Source organism: Brenneria roseae subsp. americana (assembly GCF_003115815.1).
Classification (GTDB): Bacteria; Pseudomonadota; Gammaproteobacteria; order Enterobacterales; family Enterobacteriaceae; genus Brenneria; species Brenneria roseae.
Genome location: NZ_QDKJ01000002.1, coordinates 22,179 through 43,187, shown reverse-complemented (window position 1 = coordinate 43,187; position 21,009 = coordinate 22,179). Strand labels below are relative to the sequence as shown.

The window sequence follows — 21,009 nt, the reverse complement described above, 5'->3', positions numbered from 1 at the left end:
CCCCACTAATGAATGATGAAATAGCTGCGTCGTTCGTTCACCCGCAGGCCAATCCCCGCAGTACGGGGAATATAAGGGCAGACAAGTCAGCGGCTTTTAATAAGAATGATAACTATATGCATTACCAATTAATCTGTAAAATAAGCGCCAAGCGAGGTAATGAAGATATGGGTTTTGATTCTGCCCGTATTGCAGTCCGGGGAATAACCGTCATGGTTGGAAAAGAAGACAGCACGGTATAGGGAACATACCGTGTAACCTTTTGACATAATCAGAGGGGCTAACCGGGGCCGATTGGATTAGGCCATTTAAATTACAGGCGGCCTGGCGGGATTACACCCTTCCCCCGCCTAATAGCACCATATCAAATGTTCTTTTAAGGTCAGCGTGTCGTCAGGGAAAGAATCCAGAATTGGACGATAGCGGGCGGCATCCTTGGGATAGCCCCGTATCGACTGTAGCAACACGCGCAACGCGCTGTCCCAAACAATGCCCTGTAAATCGCGATAGGGCCAGAGATCGGGCTCGGCGATAAACGGAATCAGATACTCAATCCCCAGCTTTACGCAGCGGCCGTCTCGCATCGCATTCCAGCGGTCAAATTCCACATGTTCCGCATAGCGGTTCAGCAGCAGGTGCGCTTCAAGGTTGAATAGCGAGGAATGGAACGGCGTTGCCCGCTCCATCTCCATGGTCTGTTTGCCATCCTGATCGATCTGCGCCGCCATCCGTTGCGTGATGCCTTGCTGAATGATGCGGGCCACCAGTCCCTTATCACCGTAAAACAGCGCGTTTACCGCCCGCTGAACGTCATACCAGGTGCCGTGATTGTTATGCCAGACATACTCGGCATGACCCACGTCGCTGTAGTACATCCAGTGGTTAAAATCGCGAAACCACTGGTGCAGGGCGATGATATCGTCGGTATCCAGCACTTTTGCCGATTCAATCAGCCCGATGGTGTCGATGACCATCCACATCAACCGCGTGTCGATCAGCCCGGTGCCGCGGCCAGAAACAATACCGGGTATCGCCTGGCCATAGTTAAGATGCGGGTTCATCAAGGTTTCCGTATTCAGGAACCAGCAGCGGATCTGCTCCGCCGCCGCCTGCGCATACTTGATGTGTTCGGTAAAATGCCACGCCAGTCCCAGGGTCAGGCAGCGTTCGCACATACGGATAATGCGTGTAGCATCGGTGTCATTATTTTGGCACTGCGGATTGGTATGCCCGTCTCGCCGGATGTAAGGCAACCCTTTTGGACGACGCGGATTCGGCCACCAGTAAGTCCCCAGACTGTAATAATCATGGGGATCACCGCTAACCGGACGGAGCTTTTTATATACCACGCTTTCCATTGGCTGATTGCGCAACTTATCAGCCTCATTGACCAAGCGGGCGAGCGCTTTTTGCAAAGGAGAAAAAGGTTGCTGCAACTTCCGCCTGGCATTCTCCAGACAGTGGATATCCAGGGTATACAACTTCATCCGCAATCACTCCTGTTATTCTTTGGTGTTATCAACACGCTGTCCGGAGGCTGCATCAAAAATATGGATCCCGGCCAGCTTCGGCTGTAACCAGACGGTTTCCCCCTCCCGCAGATCGAGACGTTGCTTAAAGACGGAGGTAAAAGCGCCGCCGCCGGTCTGGCAAAAGAGCTGCATATCCGAGCCCGTATTTTCAATGGCGGCAATCGTAGCCTTCAGCGCCCCCACGGTTTCCTCAGCCAGCACGTTCACCTGTTCCGGCCGGATGGCATAGACCACCTGTTGCCCGTCCCGCACCGACAGCCCCTGTGGTAATTGCAGCGACGAGCCATCTGCCAGCCGCAACAATGCATTGCCATCTTGCAGGGTAATGTCCCCTTTAAGCTGGTTAATTTCCGGCGAGCCAATAAACCCGGCGACAAACAGATTGGCCGGCCGGTCATACAGCTCCAGCGGTGTTCCCACCTGTTCGATGCGTCCGTCGCGCAGCACCACAATCATCTGTCCCATGGTCATCGCCTCGATTTGATCGTGGGTGACATAAACCGAGGTGGTTTTCAGACGGCGATGCAGTTCGCGGATTTCCCCGCGTACTTGAGTACGCAGTTTGGCATCCAGGTTGGAGAGCGGTTCGTCAAACAGAAATACCTGTGGATTACGCACAATCGCGCGCCCCATCGCCACCCGCTGACGCTGACCACCGGAAAGATCTTTGGGCAGACGATCGAGCAGCACACCAAGCCCTAACAGTTCCGCCGCCGCCTCAACTTTACGGCCGATCTCCGCTTTTGGCAGTTTCGCCATCTTCAGCGCAAAGCCCATATTTTCGCGAACCGTCATCTGAGGATAAAGCGCATAGCTTTGAAAAACCATGGCGATGTCACGTAATTTCGGTTCGACATCGGTCACATCTTTCTGGTTGATTTCTACCTGCCCGCCGGTAATTTCTTCCAGTCCGGCAATCATGCGCAGTAACGTGGATTTACCACAGCCACTCGGCCCTACCAGCACACAGAACTCACCATCGGGGATCGTCAACGATACATCCTTAATCACATGCGCATCACCGTAAGATTTACAAACGTTCTTCAATACAACAGATCCCATTTTTGACTCCTTATCCTTTGACCGCGCCGGACATGATCCCGCGGTTAAAATGTTTTTGCAGGCCGAGGTAAACAATGATGCTGGGCAGCATCGCCAATAGCGTGATGGCAATAAAAATGTTCGGTGTGATACTTTCGTCGGTACGCAACGTACCCAGGATCACCGGAATGGTGTTCATGTTTTCCTGATTAATGACGATCAATGGCAACAGATACTGATCCCAAATCATGATGAAACCAAATGTCACCACCGTTCCGAGCGCCGGCTTGACCAGCGGCAAAATGACGTGGAAAAAAATCTGCCATTCATTGGCACCGTCGATACGTGCCGCCTCCTCCAGCTCTTTGGGGATCGCCGACATAAATTCGCTCAGGACGAAGATAGAGAACGCCCAACCGACTACCGGCATGATCATCCCGAGGTAGGTGTTATAGAGCGAGCTGTCGATCAGCGGCAGTCGCCAGTTAATGATCATGTAAAGCGGTATGGCGATCACCTCTTCCGGCAGCATCATGGTGGAAAGGATCACCAGGCTCACCAGCGAGACGCCCATAAATTTTTTGCGTGCCAGTGCATAAGCGGCCAGGGCGCTAACCGACACCTGTAAAATGGTGCCAAAAAATACCACGACCATGGAGTTGAGCAGATACCGCCAGACACCGATGTCCTTCCAGGCGAAAATGAAGTTTTCCAGCGAAAATTCATGCGGCCAGGCCAGCAGTTCACCCGGTTTCACCGGCGCACCGCTGAAAGCAGTGGCGACAATCCCCCAGAAAGGGCCGACAAACACCACCAGCAACAACGCATAAATTAACCAGCGACCAACCCTATCCCAGCGTTGACTCGTCATATTCAGCTCCCTAATAACGCGCGATACGTTTTTTCAGCGTGAGGTGACAAATGGTCAACACCACGGTAAAGGCAAATAGCAGGAAAGAAACAGCTGACGCATAACCATAGTCGAACTGCTCAAAACCCAGCTTGTAGATATGCGTCATGATCATTTCGGTCGCGTTTGACGGGCCGCCGCCGGTCGTGGCATAGACCTCGGCGAAAACGCGGAATCCACGAATGAACGAAAGCATCAATACCACCGAGATGGCCGGGATCATTCCCGGCAGCGTGACGTAACGCAGACGGTTCCACCAGTTAGCCCCGTCAACGTTGGCCGCGTCATAGAGATCGCGGCTGATCCCCGCCAGACCGGCAATAAAAATCACCATGTTGTAAGGCACCGCTTTCCAGATATGCAGCAACATGATGACCCACAGCGCCTGATCCGTACTGGCCAGGAACCCCTGATCCGCGATACCAAACCAGCTAAGAATATGGTTCATAACGCCATTGGGCGTCGGGTTAAACAGGATACGCCACATTTCCGCAACGATGGCCGCGCTGGTCACCGCCGGCAGAAAAATCGCGGTACGGATAAAACGCAGATGGCGCGCCGGCCCTTCCAGCAGCATTGCCAGAAAAAAGGCAAGAACGGCCGCAGCGACCATGGTCACCACAACATAAAGGAAGGTATTGAAAACAGCCGAGTGAAGTTCACTATCAGCGAACGCGCGGGTAAAGTTGGCCACGCCCACCCATTCATCAGCCTGGTTAAAGTTTACCTTGTAAAAGCTCATTACCAGGCCTTGCAGCATGGGAATAAACTTAAACCAGGTAAAGATAATCAGCGCCGGGGCAAGAAACAGCCAGGGCACCATATTCTTTTTCTGACGGGAAGTTAACATCGTCATTGTCGCTCTTGCAGCAGCTCCGGAGACAGGAGCCGGGGGTTTAACAGTGCGCCGCCTAACGCGGCGCGAAGACCATATCATTTAGCCAGTACCTGCTGTTTTTCCAGCTCGGCGTTGACCTTTTCGTTAAGACTTTTCAGTTCGGCGGAAGCATCGCTATTACAATTCGCCAGAATGCGGTTGAAACCATCGGCCGTCACTTGACGGATCGGCGTCCAGTTCGGCACCTGTGGCACATAGCGGGCATGTTCGCCGTAGAGAGTGGCGAATGTCGCCCAGCGGGCGTCGTTATACACCGCCTGAGTATCCACCTGCTGGTTAACCGGCAAACGAACGACGGGAATGTGCTGGCTGCCTTTACCCATGCCAATCTCCTGCCCTTCCTGGGAAATCATGAATTCGATGAATTTACGGGCGGACTCTTTCTTCTTACTGTTCTTCATCAGAAAGACCGTGGTGCCCTCGGCCAGCGTGGCGGCGCTCTTTGGCCCCGTGATGGTGACGACTTCATATTTATCCTTGCCGGGATCTTTATCGAACAAGGCGATATGGTACGGGCCGGTGAAAAACATGCCGGTCTGGCCCGCGCGGAACGACGGAATAACATCCGCGGTGGTCGCGTTGATTGCCCCCGGTTGCGCCACTTTTTCACATATCATCGTGCGCATAAATTTCAGCGCATCTGCCGCGGCAGGCTCATCCAACGCGCCTTTAAAGGTCCCACCGCCCGCCTCGCGGATAAAGTCGCCTCCGGCCTGCCAGAGGAACGCGCTGGCGAACCAGCTGGCGTAGCCACGGGTGGTTGATGCAGGGATGATGAAACCATAGGTATCATTTTTACCGTTACCATCAGGGTCCTGGGTGGTAAATGCTTTTGCCAGGTTCATCACCTCATCCCAGGTTTTGGGCTGCGGCAGACCAAGCTTTTCACGCCAGTCCTTGCGCACGAACAGGGCGAATGTCTGTGCCGAGGTGGGCACGCCGTAATATTTTCCGTCGGTATAGCGGGTACTTGCCCAGGCGGTCGGATAGATGTTCTCGTTGCCGGCGATCGTCTTCGGATCAATTTCGTCGGCGATGCCTAGTTGAATAAACTGACCGATAGCCACCGCATCGTTAAAAATCAGATCCGGTAGCGCATTGCCGGCAGCGGCCCGCGCCAACCGCTGCTCAAAGTCGGTGTTCGCATTGAAATACTCGATTTTGATGCCGGTTTTCTTCTCGAAAGCCTCAGCCTCCTGATTATAGATATTCTTTGAATCATTACTGGCGCGGATCCAGACATTGATAGTATCTGCGGCATATGACTGTGATATACCCAGGCCAAGAGCACTCATTAACAATAAGGATTTTAATTTTTTTGCAGACATTATTTTTCCCATCCTTTTTAAGATATTTGGTAGTCACGAAAACGGATTGAAATAATGACTATTTCATTTAAAAAAAATACAAATTTATTTAATAGGAAGGGATTTATAAAAACAACGAGAAAAAAATAAAAACTGTGTTTCAGAGCTTAAAACCGTGATTAATATCACACAAAAAAATCAGTAAAATTTCAATTTATTATTAATTTCATAATTATCAACAAGATAAATATTGTACAAATGTTTTTAATAAATAAAATTATTTTTAAAAAGTCAATATTTTGTGATTTACCACGCAATACCAAGCTCATTTCTCCATTCATAAGACAAATTTGAACCACATCACAAAAAAAATAATTCGCTCTTTTACACTGCACAAAAATAGTTTTGAAACAATATTTCAATCACAGGAAAATATTCGCATTAAATCGCGGAAAGTCTTTTTTCGCCATTTCTTGGTAAATACTTTTCTCTTAGCTCATTAATAAAAAAACATATTATTGAAAGGATAGAAAAATATGCGACTGATAAAAACAGCTTTATTGTCCTGTTTATCGCTGTTGTCCCTTACCGCGGCAGATTCACTCTTTGCCGCCCCGGCACACCCCCTCATCGTGGCTCTGGAAGATTTAAATTATAGCCAACAGCAGGTTGCAGCCAATACCCCTTCATTCAGCGCCGCGTATCAAACGCTGATCGCTCGCGCCGATAAGGCGCTCACCCATCCGGTTTACAGCGTAATGGATAAAACCCTCACCGCCGCCAGCGGTGACAAGCACGACTACTACAGTTTTCCACCTTATTGGTGGCCGGACCCGGCTAAAAAAGATGGCCTGCCGTATATCCGTAAGGATGGTCAAACCAACCCCGATTCCAACAGCGACGCAACGGACAAAAATCGTCTGGTCAGCATGAGTAACGATGTCTGGACGCTGGCGTTGGCCTGGCAATTCAGTCAGAACCACGCTTATGCCGAAAAAGCCCGCAACCAGTTGGTGGCCTGGTTTATTAACCCGGATACACGCATGAACCCGAGTTTGCAATATGCGCAGGCAATCCCTGGCATCAACGAAGGCCGGGGCATCGGACTGATCGACAGCCGTCCACTGGTGGAAGTGATTGACGCCGTCGAACTGCTGCGACCAGCGGATGTGCTGAGCGAAGAGGACTACCAGGCCATTCGCAAGTGGTACGGTGATTTTTATCACTGGATGATGACCAGTCAGAACGGTTTCGAAGAGGATAACTGGCACAACAACCACGGTACCTGGTTTGACGTGCAGGCGGCGTCTTTTGCGCTATTCAGCGGGCAGCCCGAAGAAGCGAAAAAACGTTTGCAGATAACCCAGCTACGCCGTATCGCCTCACACTTTGATAAAGAAGGGCGTCAGATGGCGGAGCTGGAGCGTACCCGCCCCTGGCACTACAGCAACTTCCATCTCGAGGCCTACAACAAGCTGGGCCGACTGGGGGACATTGCAGGCGTTGACGTCTGGAATTTCACGCTGGATGACCACAGCCTGCGTAACGGATACCGCTACATTGCCGGTTTTATCAACAGCAACGCGCAATGGCCCTGGCAGGATCTCGATAAGATGAACGACAAAAAAGCGCTGGTCAATATCATCAACGCCGCCCGCGCCTGGCCGGACGACGCGCTGTTCCAGGAAAAGGCGGTATGGCTGAGCGCCAAATACCCGGATGACATCAGCACGCTGATCTATCCGTTGAAAAACCACGACGGACGTTAAGGACAACAAGCAATGAAGCAGTTCACCACGCAACAACTTACTCATCTTCGCCAGCGCGCGGCTAACCAGCCCGAGCTGATTGAGCACCTGAAAAAGGAAAATGAAGTGGTGCTCACTTCGCCAATGCTGGTACCGGCGAGCGGGATTGCCACCTGGAATTTGTACTATTACTGCCCGGAGCACGGCGTCCGTCTGGAGTGGGATCGTCAGTCCGCCAAAGCACATCGTTGCCCTGTCGATGGACATCTGTTTACCGGCGAACCCTATGATGGCGCATGGTGGCGCGAAATGAACGGGTTGAATGCCAAGGCCTGTTACCAGATTGGTCTGCTGTGGCAGCTAACGGGTGAACAACGCTATCTGGAAATCGTCAGTACGTTACTTAGCCGTTATGCCACACACTACCCTGATTATCAGGAACACGGCGGTATTCCTTACAATGGCCCCGGAAAGATGAATGCCCAGACGCTGTGCGAAGCCAACTGTCTGCTCGACCTCGCGCTCGGTTACGATCTGATTTCCGACGCGATAACATCGGAACAGAGTGAGTACATCGTCACCCGTCTGCTGCGCTGCGGTGCGGCATTCCTGATGTCGCACCGCACCCCGCAGTTACATAATCACGAAGTGAAAATCAACAGTACCGTGGGGGTGATTGGTTTTATCCTTGAGGATGAAGCGATGCTGGAATTTGCCGTCAACGATAAATACGGCTTACGCTGGCAGTTGGAAAAGGGGTTATTTGCCGAAGGGCTATGGTTTGAAGGATCGGTGCACTATCATTTTTATGCCTTGCAGGGATTCTTCGCATTTGAAAAGCTGGCGCGCGGCACCCGCTGGAGCCTGCTTGCCCTGCCCTTTTACCGGAAAATGCTCACGTTTCCGTTGCAGATCCTCATGCCGAATGCGACTTTTCCGCTCCTCAACGACTGCATTGCCGGGCAGGAGGAGCTCGATCACAGTTATATCTACGAATTTGCCTGGGCCTGCTACAAAGACGAATATTATGCCGCCGCGCTACGGCATATCTATTGCCATAAACCACGTTGTAATATCGATGCTCTGCTTTACGGTGAAGATACGCTGCCTGAAACACACGTTGAACTGATCCCCAGCCAGCATCTGCATGCGCCGGATTGCGGCCTGACCATCTGGCGCAACGCCGAAAAGCGGCGAGCGCTACTGATAAAACATACGCCGTATGGCGGAGAGCACGATCACTACGATCGGTTGAACCTGACTTTCTTCAACCTCGGGAAAGCCATTTTGCCCGATTTAGGAACCACCGGTTACGGCGCAAAAATGCATTACGCGTACTACAAAAACAGCGCCACCCATAACACGCTATCGGTCAACCAGACCAACCAGCCTCCGGCGCTACCGGTTGTTTTACGCTATCATCAGGACGATCATGCTTGCTGGCTGGACACTGAAGTCGATTGGCGAAAAGCGCCACCGCCGCTTGATAGCTATACCCGTATTGAATGGGATAGCAACGCCTGGCGCGATATTCGCTTTCGCCGCCGCCTGTTGTGGCTGGATGACGCCATTATTGACATCAGTACGGTGGATAACCCGCACGGGCAGCAGTTGGATTGGACGTTGCATCTGGCGGGTAAGGCGCTGGACGCAACGGGGGCTCCCGACACGTTCGCTAATCACGGCCCGCTGACGAGGATGCACGATGCCACCGTCACCCCACTTATCGGAAGCCAGCCGCGCCATTTTGCGTTATCCCGTCAGAAGCAGGCGCTGTGGCTTTACGGTGAGGCCATGCTGTGGCAGGGGCTCGCACCGGATAATCCAGCCGTGCGGGATATCAGCTATCTGGTGCTGCGCAGCGATCGGACGCGGGCGACGTTCGTTTGCGTGTGGGATCTGGGTGAAACCACCCCGATTACCGATGTGCATATCAATCAGGAAAACGACGACCTGCGGATCCGGCTCGGTCGCGGCCAGCAGCAAACGGTGATTGACGTGTCTAATGATGCCGCTCTGCTTCCGGAAATTCATCTGACTACGCTTGACGGCTCGGGTACCGCCTAGCGCCCACAGCGCCGCGGCGCCCTCGCTTCCACCGGGCGATCGCGGCTTTATCATTCCGGACAACCTGCCAGCCACAAGAATGCGAGTAAAACAGGGGAACGAACGCCATACTCCTGATTCGCCTGAGTATAATGAGCGGGGCAGTACCTCCCCCGCTCATTTGCACATCGCCGTTACAGCCCGAGCACTTTATCCAGCATAACGTTTAATTGCAGCCAGAACGTATAGCCGTTCTCAGATTTGACGTTGGTATAGGGGTACTGCCAGTTGCTGTTATTCCAGGTACGGGCGCCGATCATCTGTAAGTTGACTTCCGGCGTCAGCATGATGGAGGCGTCGATGCTCAGTTGATACTCGTTATTCGGCACCTGCCACCCCGTTCCGCCCGAAACGCCGAACATATCCTGTAGGTAGTTCTGTTCGCTACTGGTCAGCTTGGCCCAGCGGAAAGTCAGGCCGTAGCTGTCATGGGGACGGCTCTGCCACGGACCGGACCAGATCAGCCCGGTATCCGCCAGCGTGGAAATGCCCCGGTGAGCGTGCGATTGCAGCGTCTGCGTTACGCTGCCGTGCAGACTGATGGCGCTGGGCGCCGGGTTCTGTGGATCGGCCCCGCCGTCGCGCCGCCACAGCGCCTTCTTGGCGGTGAGATAGACACCGGAGACGCCCTTGTGAGTGCGCACCGGCGAGCTGCTGTCGTATACCTTGGAGGTGCCGTTCACGGTGTAGTAAACGTCGTCATACTCCTTGAAGTTATGAAACGCCATGGCTTCCCAGTTGAAGGGATACGGTTCCTGCTGCCAGTTGACGCGCTTAGCCACGTTGGCGACCAGCAGGGTGTTGCCGCTGCCGAAATCGTCGTCCCATCTTTCCCAGCCGTTGGTGAACGGAAACGCCTGATAGGTGCGCCAGGCGCCGATGCCGGACTCCAGCGCCGGCGTAAAGCGATAGCCGATGCGCGCGCCCCAGCCGGCATAAGGCGGCGGCGCGAATACCGCGGTTTCATTCAGCACGGTATTGACGCAGGCCGATGGAATATTGCAATTGGTAAAACCGAAGAACTGGCCGGGATTGCTCTTACCGACCTCGATCGATAGCCGATCGTCGAACAGCTTCTGTTCGTAGGTAAAGCGCATCAGATGCGCCGTTTTAGGAATATAGGGCGGCGGATTGCCAGCCAGCACCCCGCCAGACTGGTTGCCAAGCTCCAGATTATGAGTAAAAGGCACCCACAACTGCATAAAATGGATGTTCCCGCCGGGAATCAGCCCCATGCGATCCAGATCGAAATCTGCGCCGGCCATAAACATCGTCAGCGTTTCGTGCTGGTCGGTGAGCGTCCCCGCACTGGGGTTACCCAAATAGAGCTGAGAGGCGATCAGATGCGGGGTGACGCCATGCTCCGCCAGCCATTCTCCCGCATCGGACAGCGGACGTTCCGGCTGTTTCCCGTCGGCGGCAACCGCCGCGCCGTTCGTCAGCATCATGCCGGACACGACAACGCCGACGGACAGCATTCTCGTCCACATATTGTGATGTGTGATTTTCATTGTTCTATCCCATTGAGATCAATGAGACGGTAACAGCGGTCATTGAATGACAAAAAACAACAGAGCGATCTATAGACCTTATTTCATTGTCCGTTATTTATTTCCACTTCCGGATCCCCGCTTATATGCAGATAACCGTTACCTGGAAACGCCGGCGAATGCCGATACCCCCCATGGGCGAGTGAAATTACTATCAACGGACGTTGAATAAAGTTTTACTCACACTCTTTTCAGTCATAAATATACCCGTCATACGTCAGGTTGCAGGTGCGTTGGCCGGTCCCTCCGTGGGCCTCCCCCTATGAGGTCGCCGCAAGCGGCGTTTAAAACGGCAACGTTTTGCCCTGCAACCCGAATTATTTAAGATATATATTTTATATGACGGCACGGCGGTAATTTTATTCCGCTGATAGCCAGCTTTATTATTTTTACCGCGTTGTTTCCGTCTCGGGTTTTTATTAATGCGGCACATTCTGTGCCGCATGGTCTATACCCGTCAGACTTCAAATTGCAACGGTTTATTATTTTTTCAGAGTATATTGAGCCGCATGTTCACCGGCGATACGGCCGGAGTTCAGTGCAAAACCGTTCGCCAGGCCCTGATAAGGCGGATAACCCGGTACGCTGTAGAAGCCGGCCGCATTGTTGCCAACCGCATACAGGCCGTCGATGGGCTTAAGGTCCGTATTTGTGACCTGCAAGTCAGAGTTCACCCGCACGCCGCCCAGAGAACTCAGGCTGACCACCACCGCCTTAAACGCATAGAACGGTCCTTTTTCGATGCCATATGCCAGATATTCAGGTTTCTTGCCGAAATCCTTATCCTGTTTGGCTTTCACATTGCCGTTATAGCGGTCAACGGTGGCTTTCAGACTCTCAGGCGCGATCCCCATACGCGACGCCAGTTCGGCAATATCCTTGCCCTTGAGGATCGATTTGCTCGTTCCGCCTCTGGTGCCCGCATCCGCCAGCGCGACAAAGTCGCCGGGTTTAGGCGGGTTAGCCGGCCCGGCCCCTGACAGCGGGAACGGCATGGCGTTTTTGCTGAAGGATTGCAGCGTGGGCGTATCGACAATGATGTAATAATTGCCGCCGACCGAATAGGCGACGTTGGCCCAGAAGGCGGTATCGTAGATATGGCCCTCGTCTGCAAAACGTTCCCCGACCACATCCACCCACAGCAGCGGCGATTTCAGCAGCCAAATCAGCGGGCTGTCCAACGCCGCCGCGTCGCCGCCGCCGTGATGCGCGCCTTCCGAAGGCTCGATGTCAACCAACTGCGCGGCGTGAATCAAGGCGGACTGCATATCCCATTTCGCGCCGCCGGCCGCCCAGGCCATTTGCAGACCTTCACCCATATTGGGCCATGCCAGCGGGAAAATGTTCGACGTCAGCATCGCTTCATCCAGCATCTTCTTGTTCGCGCCGAAGCCGCCGCTTGCCAGAATGACGGCCTTGGCGTGTACGGTTAACGTACCGCCGTCCTCTTTTTCCGCGATCAGCCCGATCACTTTTCCTTTATCATCCTGAATCAGTGATTTACCAATCGTTTTGGTCATCACTTTTCCGCCCAGCTTGGCGAACTCCGCGTACAGCGTCTGGTAAGCGGCCTCTCCCCCGTTTTTGATACGGTGATACACATCCGATTTAATCGGATCTTCAAGGTGCGCCTGCTGTACGGAGCTCTGCTTGGCATCGCGCGTCGTTTCCACGATTTCCAGCTCTACGCCATGCTTGATCATCCAATCGACCGTTGATGCCGATTTATCGACGATCCTTTTGGTCAGCGGTCCGTTGGACAGATACTGGTTATATTCCAGTAACCGCTGCGTCAGCTCGGCGGCGGTATATTTCATGCCTTTCGCTTTTTGCAGCGACGACTCTACCGCGGTAAAACCGCTGGCCATCCGGCCCGCGCCGCCCAGCACCGGCATCTTCTCTATCACCAGCACCTTGGCGCCTTTTTCCGCCGCCGCCAGCGCAGCGGCAGTGCCGGATACGCCCCCGCCTACCACCACCACGTCAACGCTGGTTTCCTCATCCTGCCCTTGTTTAACGACCTTTCCCTGGTAGCGCGCTACGTCCGCTCCAGCCTGGCTCAGCGCCGCTGAAACCGCCTTCTTCACTGCATTACTGGTATTCGTCGCGCCGGTCACGCCGTCCACATTCAGACTCTGATGCTCGACAATCGCCTTGCCTACCGCCGGACCGGCCTCGCCGCCCAGCTCCGGCGTTTCCTGACTGGCATCCACCGCGATATCTTTGATGACGCCTTCCGCATCGACGGTGACCGTCACATTGACCATCCCTTCATTGCCTTTTTCCGCCGCGCTGTACTGGCCGGCGGTAATCGCGGCCTGGGCCGAGCCCATCATGCCGCACACCAACAACATCATGGCAAGTCGCCATTTATAGGTGCGTCCCCTATTTTTCGTTATCATAATTTCACCTTTATAGAGATATTTTCACCATGCTAATACCGCATTTGATTTCTCAACCCTTTATCTTTACCCATCCAAATAGCCACATTTGGTTTTTAATATCAGTGACATAAACAACGAAACTCTTCACCTCGCGCCTATTTATATTTACCCGGCGCTATTCCTGACTTTATTTTTTCGAATGATTTACGATTTCCATACATTACGTTCAAAGGCGCTCCACTATCATCGCCACCCCTTGCCCGCCGCCGACACAAAGCGTCGCCAGCCCCAGCGTTTTATCCTGTTCAGCCAATGCATGTAACAGCGTCACCAGAATCCGGGCGCCGGACGCGCCGATCGGGTGGCCCAGCGCAATGGCGCCGCCGTTAATATTAGTTTTATCCATATCCAGCTTCAGCTCATGGCCGACGGCCACAAACTGGGCGGCAAAGGCCTCGTTGGCCTCCACCAGATCAAGATCGCCGACCGTTAACCCCGCCCGATGCAACGCCATCCGGGTTGCCGGCACCGGACCCAGCCCCATCACGGCGGGATCGACGCCGCTGACGGCATAGCTGCGGATCCGCGCCAACGGTTTAATACCATGCTGTTTTGCCCACGATTCGCTCATCACGACCAGCGCGGCCGCGCCATCGTTAATCCCCGATGCATTGCCCGCCGTTACGGAACCTTCGGGATCAAAGGCCGGCGACAGTTTTGCCAGACTTTCCGCCGAGGTATTCGCCCGCAGGTGCTCATCAACCGCAAACACCGTGTCGCCTTTCTTGCTTTTCAGCGTTACCGGAATGATTTCCTGCTGAAATGCGCCACGCTCAATCGCCGCCGCCGCCCGGCGCTGGGAAAGCAGCGCCACTTCATCCTGCTCCTGACGGCTGACCTGACAGCGTTTCGCGACATTTTCCGCCGTGACCCCCATGTGATAACGATTGATAGCGCAAAACAAACCGTCATTGACCATGCTGTCGGTTACCGTCTGGTCCCCCATCCGGTATCCCCAGCGGGCCTGATTAAGCAGGTAGGGCGCCGCCGACATGTTTTCCATGCCGCCCGCCAGTACCACGTCCGCGTTACCGGCGGCAACGCTTTGCGCGGCGAGAATCACGCTTTGCAGTCCGGAGCCACAGACCATATTGACGCTGGTCGCTGGCGTGGTATCCGGCAGACCGGCTTGCAGCAGCGCCTGACGAGCAGGGTTCTGCCCCAGCCCGGCCTGAAGCACGTTACCGAAAATCACTTCGTCGATCGCCGATGACTCAAGTCCCGCCCGACGAACCGCCGCATCCATCACCAAGGCGCCCAACTGTGGCGCGCTGAAGGTGCTCAGGCTGCCGCCAAATTTGCCAATGGCCGTCCGTGCGGCGCTGGCGATAACAAGTGATGTCATAAATGCCTCTTGTAAACGAAAATAAAACCGTGTTTATTCCTCACCACCGGAAAAATCCTCATCAATGCGGAACGCCGACATCCACCGGCGTGACGTCCGTCAGCCAAATCAGCGCCAGCGCGACCACGCCGACGCCCACCAGCAACAGATAAGCGCCGGTATAGCCGCCCAGATACGCCAGGCCGAATGCCAGAATGGAAAACGCGAAACAGCGCACGACGGATTGAATAGGGTGAACAATGCCAATGGCGCGGATATAGAGACGGCGGGGAAACTTGCTGGCGATCAGCGCAGTGCTTAAGTTGGTGGCGCCCGGCAGGCTGAAACCGATCATCAACATGGAGACCCACAGCATCACGGCATTGTGGGCGAACAGGTTGATCACCACGGACACCATCCACCAGAGGGTGTAAACCAGCAGCGCGCGCTTCACTCCGATGCGGTGATTGAGCCAGCCCCAGCCGTACGCGCCCAGCGTGCCGAACAGCGCCGATACCGACATATAGAAGATGGCGGTATTCAATTCATAGCCCATCTCCATCAGCCGTGGCACGATCTGACTCACGACGCCCACCAGCATGATGTAGATCGCGCCGGTGGCTATCCCCATGAACCAGACATCGCGCATGCCCAGCAGTTGCCTGACGCTAAGCGGGCAAACATAGTTGTCGTGCTGGCGAACCCGTTCGCCTAACTCGGCCTCGGTAAGACGTTGATTATCCGGGGCCATGCCGATATCCTCGGGCTTATTGGCGACGAACAGCGCCATCAGCACCGCCATGATAAACATCATGATCGAGATACCCCAGAAGCCATGCCTGACCCCCAGCCAAACGAACAGCCCCGCCAGCGTGGGAACGAAAAAGGCGCTGGAAAACGTCTGCCCCACCGTACACCATCCCAACGCCAGCCCCGCTTTGCGCACGAACCAACTGGTCATAATGGCGGTGCCGCCGACATAGGCAAACCCGGTGCCAAAGAAACAGACGCCCGCGAACAGCAGGGTGAAGCCCACCAGCGAGCCGCACGATCCCAGCAGCCCAAAACACAGCCCACAGGCAATCAGACAGAAAACGACGTTGAATTTGGCCCCTTTCTTTTCACACAGCCAGGCACATATCGGCCCCGCGGGAATCGAGGCCCAGGATGCTGGCGTCGCCAGCGCCAGCAGGGTGCTGTAGTCCAGACCGTAAGTCTGCGACAGCGCGGGCAGCATCACATTCAGACCGTGGGTCACGGCACCTGCGGCAAGCCAGAACATAACCGCCTGAAAGACGATAATCATCCAGCCGCGCATGCCGAAACCGTTGCTGTCGGCGGTGGCGAGAGTCGCATCACCCCGGGTAGAACAATTTGTGGTCTTATTTAACGCCATATTATTTTCTTGCCCAGTCATAAGGTATTGCTCCCATGGTGCCGATGCGATGATGTGGCGCCATTGATAAGTGACGCCTCCCACCTGTTAAGCCTGCATAATCGTCAACCGATCGGCGACGATCAGTTGGGGTTCGACCTGACGTTGAATATCTTCGGGGGTCAATCCTTCCAGCAGCTCGACCAATACCAATCCGTCGCGCGTGACGTCAATCACACACTGTTCGGTCACGATATGGTCCACGCATCCCTCGCCCGTCAGCGGATAACTGCATGATTTGACTATCTTTGGCTCGCCTTTCTTGGTGCAAAGCTCCATGGTGATAATCACTTTCCGCGCGCCGTTGACCAGATCCATCGCGCCGCCCATGCCGAATACCCGGCCGGGCTGCGCCCAGTTGGCCAGATCGCCGTTCTCCGCCACCTGCAACCCGCCCAGCACCGTCGCCGCCAGTTTGCCGGCGCGCACCAGGGCGAAAGATTCGGCGCTGTCGAACGCGCAGGCGCCGGGCACCGGCACAAAACGCAGGGCGGTGGCGTTAGAGAAGCCTTCCACCGCCAGCAGCCCATCGACCAGCGGCCCCATGCCGACCAGACCGTTTTCGGTATGGAACATCACGCCGGGCGGCGCATAGTCGCTGCACAGGCTGGGGATACCGATGCCGAGATTGATGACGTCGCCGTCCGAAAAATATTGCGCGGCGCGTTTGGCAATTCTGTCGCGTGCGTTCATAGCCGTTCTCCTTGCAACGTCAGGATCTTGTCCACATAGGCGCCGGGAGTGATAATGCTGTCGACGCCGAGCTCATCCACGTCCACCAGCATGTCGGCATCCACCAGCGTCAGGCAGGCGGCTTTAGCGACTAATGGGTTGAAATTGCGCATGGTGCCGCGATAGGTCAGATTGCCCAGCGGATCGGCGGTGCGGGCGCGAACCAGACCGATATCCGCCTGTAGCGCCGTTTCCAGCAGATAGCGCTCGCCGTTGACCATCACCGACTGTTTACCCTCTTCCACCATCGTGCCGATGCCGGTTTTGGTCAGCACCCCGCCCAGCCCCGAGCCGCCGCAGCGCATGCGCTCGGCCAGGCTGCCCTGCGGCACCAGCTCCAGTTCGATTTTTCCGGCGGCGACCAGCGCCACCGTTTCGGTATTGCGCCCGATATGCGACGCGATCAGTTTGTCCACCAGTCCGTGATGGATAAGTCGGCCTATCGTGAGATCCGCGTCGCCGGAGTCGTTGGAAATCAAAGTGAAGTGCCGCGCGCCGCTGTCAATCACGCATTGAATAAGGCGGTTAGGCACGCCGTGGTTGGCAAAACCACCGCACATCAAGGTTTGCCCGTCTTTAAACAGGCTGGTGATGTCATCTGTTGAAGCGAATTTTCCCAGCATCATCATTCCCTCGTCAGCAGGACCGCAACGCCCTGACCGCCGCCGACACAAAAGGTAATGACGGCATTATTCAGATGACGGCGTTGCATGTCGTAAACGGCTTTGGTCGCCAGAATGGCGCCGCTCCCGGCCAGCGGATGTCCCAGCGCAATCGCGCCGCCGTTCGGGTTAACCCGATCCGGATCCATCCCGATATCCCGGATGCAGGCCAGCGACTGGGCGGCAAAGGCTTCATTCAGTTCCCACAGGTCAACGTCTTTAACCGTCAGACCGGTCTGTTGCAGTAATTTGCCCGTGGCAGGCACCGGCCCCAGCCCCATATAGTTGGGGTCAACGCCAGCGGCGGCATAGCCGCGGAATACCGCCAGAATTTCCCGTCCCTGCGCCTGCGCCAGCGAACGTTCCATCACCACCAGCGCGCCCGCGCCGTCGCTCATCGGCGAGCTATTGCCGGCGGTGACGATACCGTCGTTGCAAAAAGCAGGGCGTAGCGCAGAGAGCGCCGCCAGCGAGCAGTCGGGGCGCACCGATTCATCCTGCCGCACCACGATTTCCTTTCCTTTTCTATCCGGCAACGAAACCGGCACCACCTGCTCGTCAAACCGCCCTTGCAGCCAGGCCGCCGCGGCCAGCCGGTGGCTGCGCAGCGAAAACTCATCCAGTTCTCCGCGGCTCAACTCATAGCGGCGGGCAATATTTTCGGCTGTGATCCCCATGGAGGGATTGCCCAGCCGATCCGGCGAAGTATGAATATCAACAAAACGCGGCGGCTGTACCGAATACGCCGTTTCGGTTTTTTCCAGTGACCAGGTGCGCCTGGAATCGCTTTCCACGCCGCCAACGACCACGGTTTTGGCGAAACCCGCCATAATCTGAATCGCGCCATAGGCCAGCGCATTAAGCGACGCGGCGCACTGGCGATCGAGCGTGATGCCCGGCACCGAAATGGGCAGCCCCGCTTCCAGCGCCACCATCCGCCCCATGTTGTTGATTTCGTTGTTCATTAAATTGGCGAAGATAACGTCATCAATACTCTCAGGGGCGATTTCGGCCCGGCGTACCGCTTCTTTCACCGCCAGCGCCCCCAGCCTATGCGCCGGAACCGGCGCCAATACGCCGCGGCACCTGCCGATCGGCGTGCGAACCGCCGAAACAATGACTGCTTCTTTCATAATCTTTTCCCGATGTAACCGCTTAAAGGGATAATTACAGAGGACGAATCCCCAATATTTTTCTGGCGCTGGCGGGCGTCGCCACCTGCTTGCCCGCCAGGCGAATGGCCTGTGCCGCGCGCTCCACCAACTGTGGATTGGTGGCTTTCACGCCTTTGCTGAAATAGACGTTGTCTTCCAGCCCTACCCGCACGTGTCCGCCCAGCGCCAGAGTGGCAAACAGAATCGGAAGATGGTGCTTGCCGACGCCAAACGCCGACCAGGTGGCATCAGCAGGAATATGTGAAACCAGATAGTTAAGGTTCTCTACCGTGGCGGGCATTCCCCCCGGCACGCCGAGACAGAATTGATAATGAAGCGGAGACAACAGTTTGCCCTGCTCGACAAAATAGCTGGCAACGCCCAACATGCCGCTGTCGAAAATTTCCACTTCCGGCTTGATCGACCGTTCCGTGAGAATTTCACCCAGTTTTCCCAGGAACTGCGGGGAATTGATAAACACGCCGCCGGGCATCCAGTTAAACGACCCGGCATCCCAGGAGGCCATTTCGATCCCGTCAAGCGTGGAAACGTGCGCCATACGCTGCGCGTCGCTGGCCCGGTGATCGCCGGACGTGGTGCAGTTGATAATCACATCGCAGTCACGGTAGTCGCGCAGCAGCCGGATAGTTTGGGCAAACTTCTCGCGGTCCATCGTGCCCATGCCCTCATCGTCACGCATATGAAGGTGCACAATGGCGGCGCCCTGCTGCCAGCAACGGTAGGCATCCGCCGCGATTTCTTCTGGCGTCAGAGGAATATTTTCATTGATATCTTTTGGTGTTACCGCTCCGGTCAGGGCGGCGGAAATAATAACGTCGTTGCCTGTGTTCATGGATCTTCCCCGCTCACAGTTTTTATTTTATAAAAATCAATATATTACCTATTCACGCTTGCTATTGTGGCGCGGTTCCCGACGACGGGCGATGCGCCATGCCGTCGTCAAGTCCGGCGACCGTATGAACGGCCGCCGTTGACCGAATGGCGATGACGCTCACGTGTATAGGGTCCGTCAAAGCCAGCAGCAGGCCCTTACTTGATTTCGTCTTCTTCCTGCCCGCCGCCGATCCTTGGACGAATAACCTTGCCTTTCTTCTCGGCGGCTTTAACCAGTTCGGCCTCTTCATGGGCCAACATCCAGTAGTTGGCTTCGTGCGGAGAGTGCTCGGTGGCGGTCACGAACATTTCGGTGGCGAAGGCGTTGCGCAGTTCGTTGGCGATGTCTTCCTTCCAGGCTTTACGCAGTTGCTGCGTGGTGATGCGGCGGGTAACGCGGGTGCCGGTGCGCATAATCAGTTCGGCAATTTCCCAGGCGCGGTCATAGGCCGCATCCGTATCAGGGCAAATTTCGTTGACCATGCCGAGGGAAAGCGCCTTGCGCGCGGTAATGATTTCGCCGGTCAGTTCAGCGTAGGCATAGCGTTTACGCCCCATCAGCTCGCGCCAGGCGATTTGAATACCGTCGCCGGGCACCATGTTGGTGCGAAAGTGCATCTCCGTGGTCCATGCGTCTTCGGTACACAGGGTGATGTCGCTGAACAGCACCAGGTCGGTATGGAAAGCCGCGCCGTTCCAGACGCCAATGGTGGGAACCTCAACATCGAAGACCTGGCCTTCAATGTCATTGGTGCCGTCATAATACTGATATTCATACATTTTCCACGCTTCGTCCGGCGCCGAAGAGAACTCGGTGGCCGGAAGCCAGTTGCCGTTTTCATCCAGCCGGCCGATGCCTTTCATAAAATCCTTACCGGTGCCGCCAAGAATAATGATCTCGTTGTCTGGATCTCTTCCGGCCCAATCAAAGAAGTAGTGAAGCGCCTGATGCGCCGGTGCGCCCCATTGCAAACTATCGCCGTTGGTATGGAGTCGGGCTTCAAGAATTCCGTTCTTCCGCTTCATGGTGAAGCAGTGTTTGAGCTTTTCTGAATATTCTTCAAAAGGCATATGGGGAATCGTTCCCAATTCCTTATGTGACATTTCTTTACGCTTGTCGTGATCAGACTCATAATTGGCTTTAATCACCATGAGTTACTCCTTTATATTTCTTTATTTGAATTCGTTGGCATTTATTGGAAGAGATGTCGTTTTATATGATGTAATTCACATTTTTATTCCGGCACTTCCGGGGCAATAAAAACGTATCAT

Annotated in this window: 17 protein-coding genes; 3 read left to right on the top strand and 14 right to left on the bottom strand. The window is 55.0% G+C overall.

Going from position 1 to position 21,009, the window contains the following annotated elements:
* Positions 1 to 8: 8 nt before the first annotated feature.
* Positions 9 to 242 (top strand): hypothetical protein, encoded by a 234-nt coding sequence (locus tag B4923_RS02120; protein ID WP_109052722.1) that lies wholly within the window; start codon positions 9 to 11, stop codon positions 240 to 242.
* 108 nt (positions 243 to 350) lie between these two features.
* On the opposite strand, the gene B4923_RS02115 is transcribed toward B4923_RS02120, so the two are convergent.
* From B4923_RS02115 to B4923_RS02095, 5 genes are all read right to left on the bottom strand, one after another.
* Positions 351 to 1,487, bottom strand: coding sequence for an alginate lyase family protein (locus B4923_RS02115; protein ID WP_109052721.1), 1,137 nt, complete (start codon positions 1,485 to 1,487; stop codon positions 351 to 353).
* 15 nt (positions 1,488 to 1,502) lie between these two features.
* The gene (locus tag B4923_RS02110) at positions 1,503 to 2,594 is read right to left on the bottom strand and encodes an ABC transporter ATP-binding protein (RefSeq protein ID WP_109052720.1); all 1,092 of its coding nucleotides are present in this window, start codon (positions 2,592 to 2,594) and stop codon (positions 1,503 to 1,505) included.
* Positions 2,595 to 2,604: 10 nt separating this feature from the next.
* A complete protein-coding gene (locus tag B4923_RS02105; RefSeq protein WP_109052719.1) occupies positions 2,605 to 3,444 on the bottom strand; it encodes a carbohydrate ABC transporter permease in 840 nt (279 codons plus the stop codon).
* A gap of 10 nt (positions 3,445 to 3,454) precedes the next feature.
* A complete protein-coding gene (locus B4923_RS02100) occupies positions 3,455 to 4,339 on the bottom strand; it encodes a carbohydrate ABC transporter permease (RefSeq protein ID WP_109052718.1) in 885 nt (294 codons plus the stop codon).
* A gap of 77 nt (positions 4,340 to 4,416) precedes the next feature.
* Positions 4,417 to 5,709 carry an ABC transporter substrate-binding protein gene (locus B4923_RS02095; protein ID WP_109052717.1) on the bottom strand — a complete coding sequence of 431 codons (1,293 nt, stop codon included), beginning with the start codon at positions 5,707 to 5,709 and terminating at the stop codon, positions 4,417 to 4,419.
* A gap of 515 nt (positions 5,710 to 6,224) precedes the next feature.
* Between B4923_RS02095 and B4923_RS02090 the strand changes: the two genes are divergently transcribed.
* Positions 6,225 to 7,457, top strand: a complete 1,233-nt coding sequence (locus B4923_RS02090; RefSeq protein WP_109052716.1) for an alginate lyase family protein — start codon at positions 6,225 to 6,227, stop codon at positions 7,455 to 7,457.
* A gap of 12 nt (positions 7,458 to 7,469) precedes the next feature.
* The gene (locus tag B4923_RS02085; RefSeq protein ID WP_109052715.1) at positions 7,470 to 9,503 is read left to right on the top strand and encodes a heparinase II/III domain-containing protein; all 2,034 of its coding nucleotides are present in this window, start codon (positions 7,470 to 7,472) and stop codon (positions 9,501 to 9,503) included.
* Positions 9,504 to 9,676: 173 nt separating this feature from the next.
* Here B4923_RS02085 and B4923_RS02080 read toward each other — a convergent pair whose 3' ends face one another.
* The 9 genes from B4923_RS02080 to B4923_RS02040 all read right to left on the bottom strand — a co-directional run bounded on the left by B4923_RS02080 (position 9,677) and on the right by B4923_RS02040 (position 20,889).
* The gene (locus tag B4923_RS02080) at positions 9,677 to 11,053 is read right to left on the bottom strand and encodes a carbohydrate porin (RefSeq protein ID WP_245929477.1); all 1,377 of its coding nucleotides are present in this window, start codon (positions 11,051 to 11,053) and stop codon (positions 9,677 to 9,679) included.
* A 521-nt stretch (positions 11,054 to 11,574) separates the two neighbouring features.
* The gene (locus tag B4923_RS02075) at positions 11,575 to 13,494 is read right to left on the bottom strand and encodes an FAD-dependent oxidoreductase (protein ID WP_109052713.1); all 1,920 of its coding nucleotides are present in this window, start codon (positions 13,492 to 13,494) and stop codon (positions 11,575 to 11,577) included.
* Positions 13,495 to 13,702: 208 nt separating this feature from the next.
* A complete protein-coding gene (locus B4923_RS02070) occupies positions 13,703 to 14,881 on the bottom strand; it encodes an acetyl-CoA C-acetyltransferase (RefSeq protein ID WP_109052712.1) in 1,179 nt (392 codons plus the stop codon).
* Positions 14,882 to 14,942: 61 nt separating this feature from the next.
* The gene (locus B4923_RS02065; protein ID WP_245929476.1) at positions 14,943 to 16,256 is read right to left on the bottom strand and encodes an MFS transporter; all 1,314 of its coding nucleotides are present in this window, start codon (positions 16,254 to 16,256) and stop codon (positions 14,943 to 14,945) included.
* Between the two features lie 87 nt (positions 16,257 to 16,343).
* Entirely contained in the window at positions 16,344 to 16,988 is a 645-nt protein-coding gene (locus tag B4923_RS02060) for a 3-oxoacid CoA-transferase subunit B (RefSeq protein WP_109052710.1), read from the bottom strand.
* Positions 16,985 to 17,650 carry a 3-oxoacid CoA-transferase subunit A gene (locus tag B4923_RS02055; protein WP_170116003.1) on the bottom strand — a complete coding sequence of 222 codons (666 nt, stop codon included), beginning with the start codon at positions 17,648 to 17,650 and terminating at the stop codon, positions 16,985 to 16,987. Before B4923_RS02055 ends, B4923_RS02060 begins: the two co-directional genes overlap by 4 nt.
* A 2-nt stretch (positions 17,651 to 17,652) precedes the next feature.
* Complete coding sequence (locus tag B4923_RS02050; protein WP_109052708.1) at positions 17,653 to 18,822, bottom strand: thiolase family protein; 1,170 nt, start codon at positions 18,820 to 18,822, stop codon at positions 17,653 to 17,655.
* A 34-nt stretch (positions 18,823 to 18,856) separates the two neighbouring features.
* Positions 18,857 to 19,696, bottom strand: a complete 840-nt coding sequence (locus B4923_RS02045; RefSeq protein WP_109052707.1) for a beta-keto acid cleavage family enzyme — start codon at positions 19,694 to 19,696, stop codon at positions 18,857 to 18,859.
* Between the two features lie 197 nt (positions 19,697 to 19,893).
* Positions 19,894 to 20,889, bottom strand: a complete 996-nt coding sequence (locus B4923_RS02040; RefSeq protein ID WP_109052706.1) for an enoyl-CoA hydratase/isomerase family protein — start codon at positions 20,887 to 20,889, stop codon at positions 19,894 to 19,896.
* Between the last annotated feature and the right edge of the window lie 120 nt (positions 20,890 to 21,009).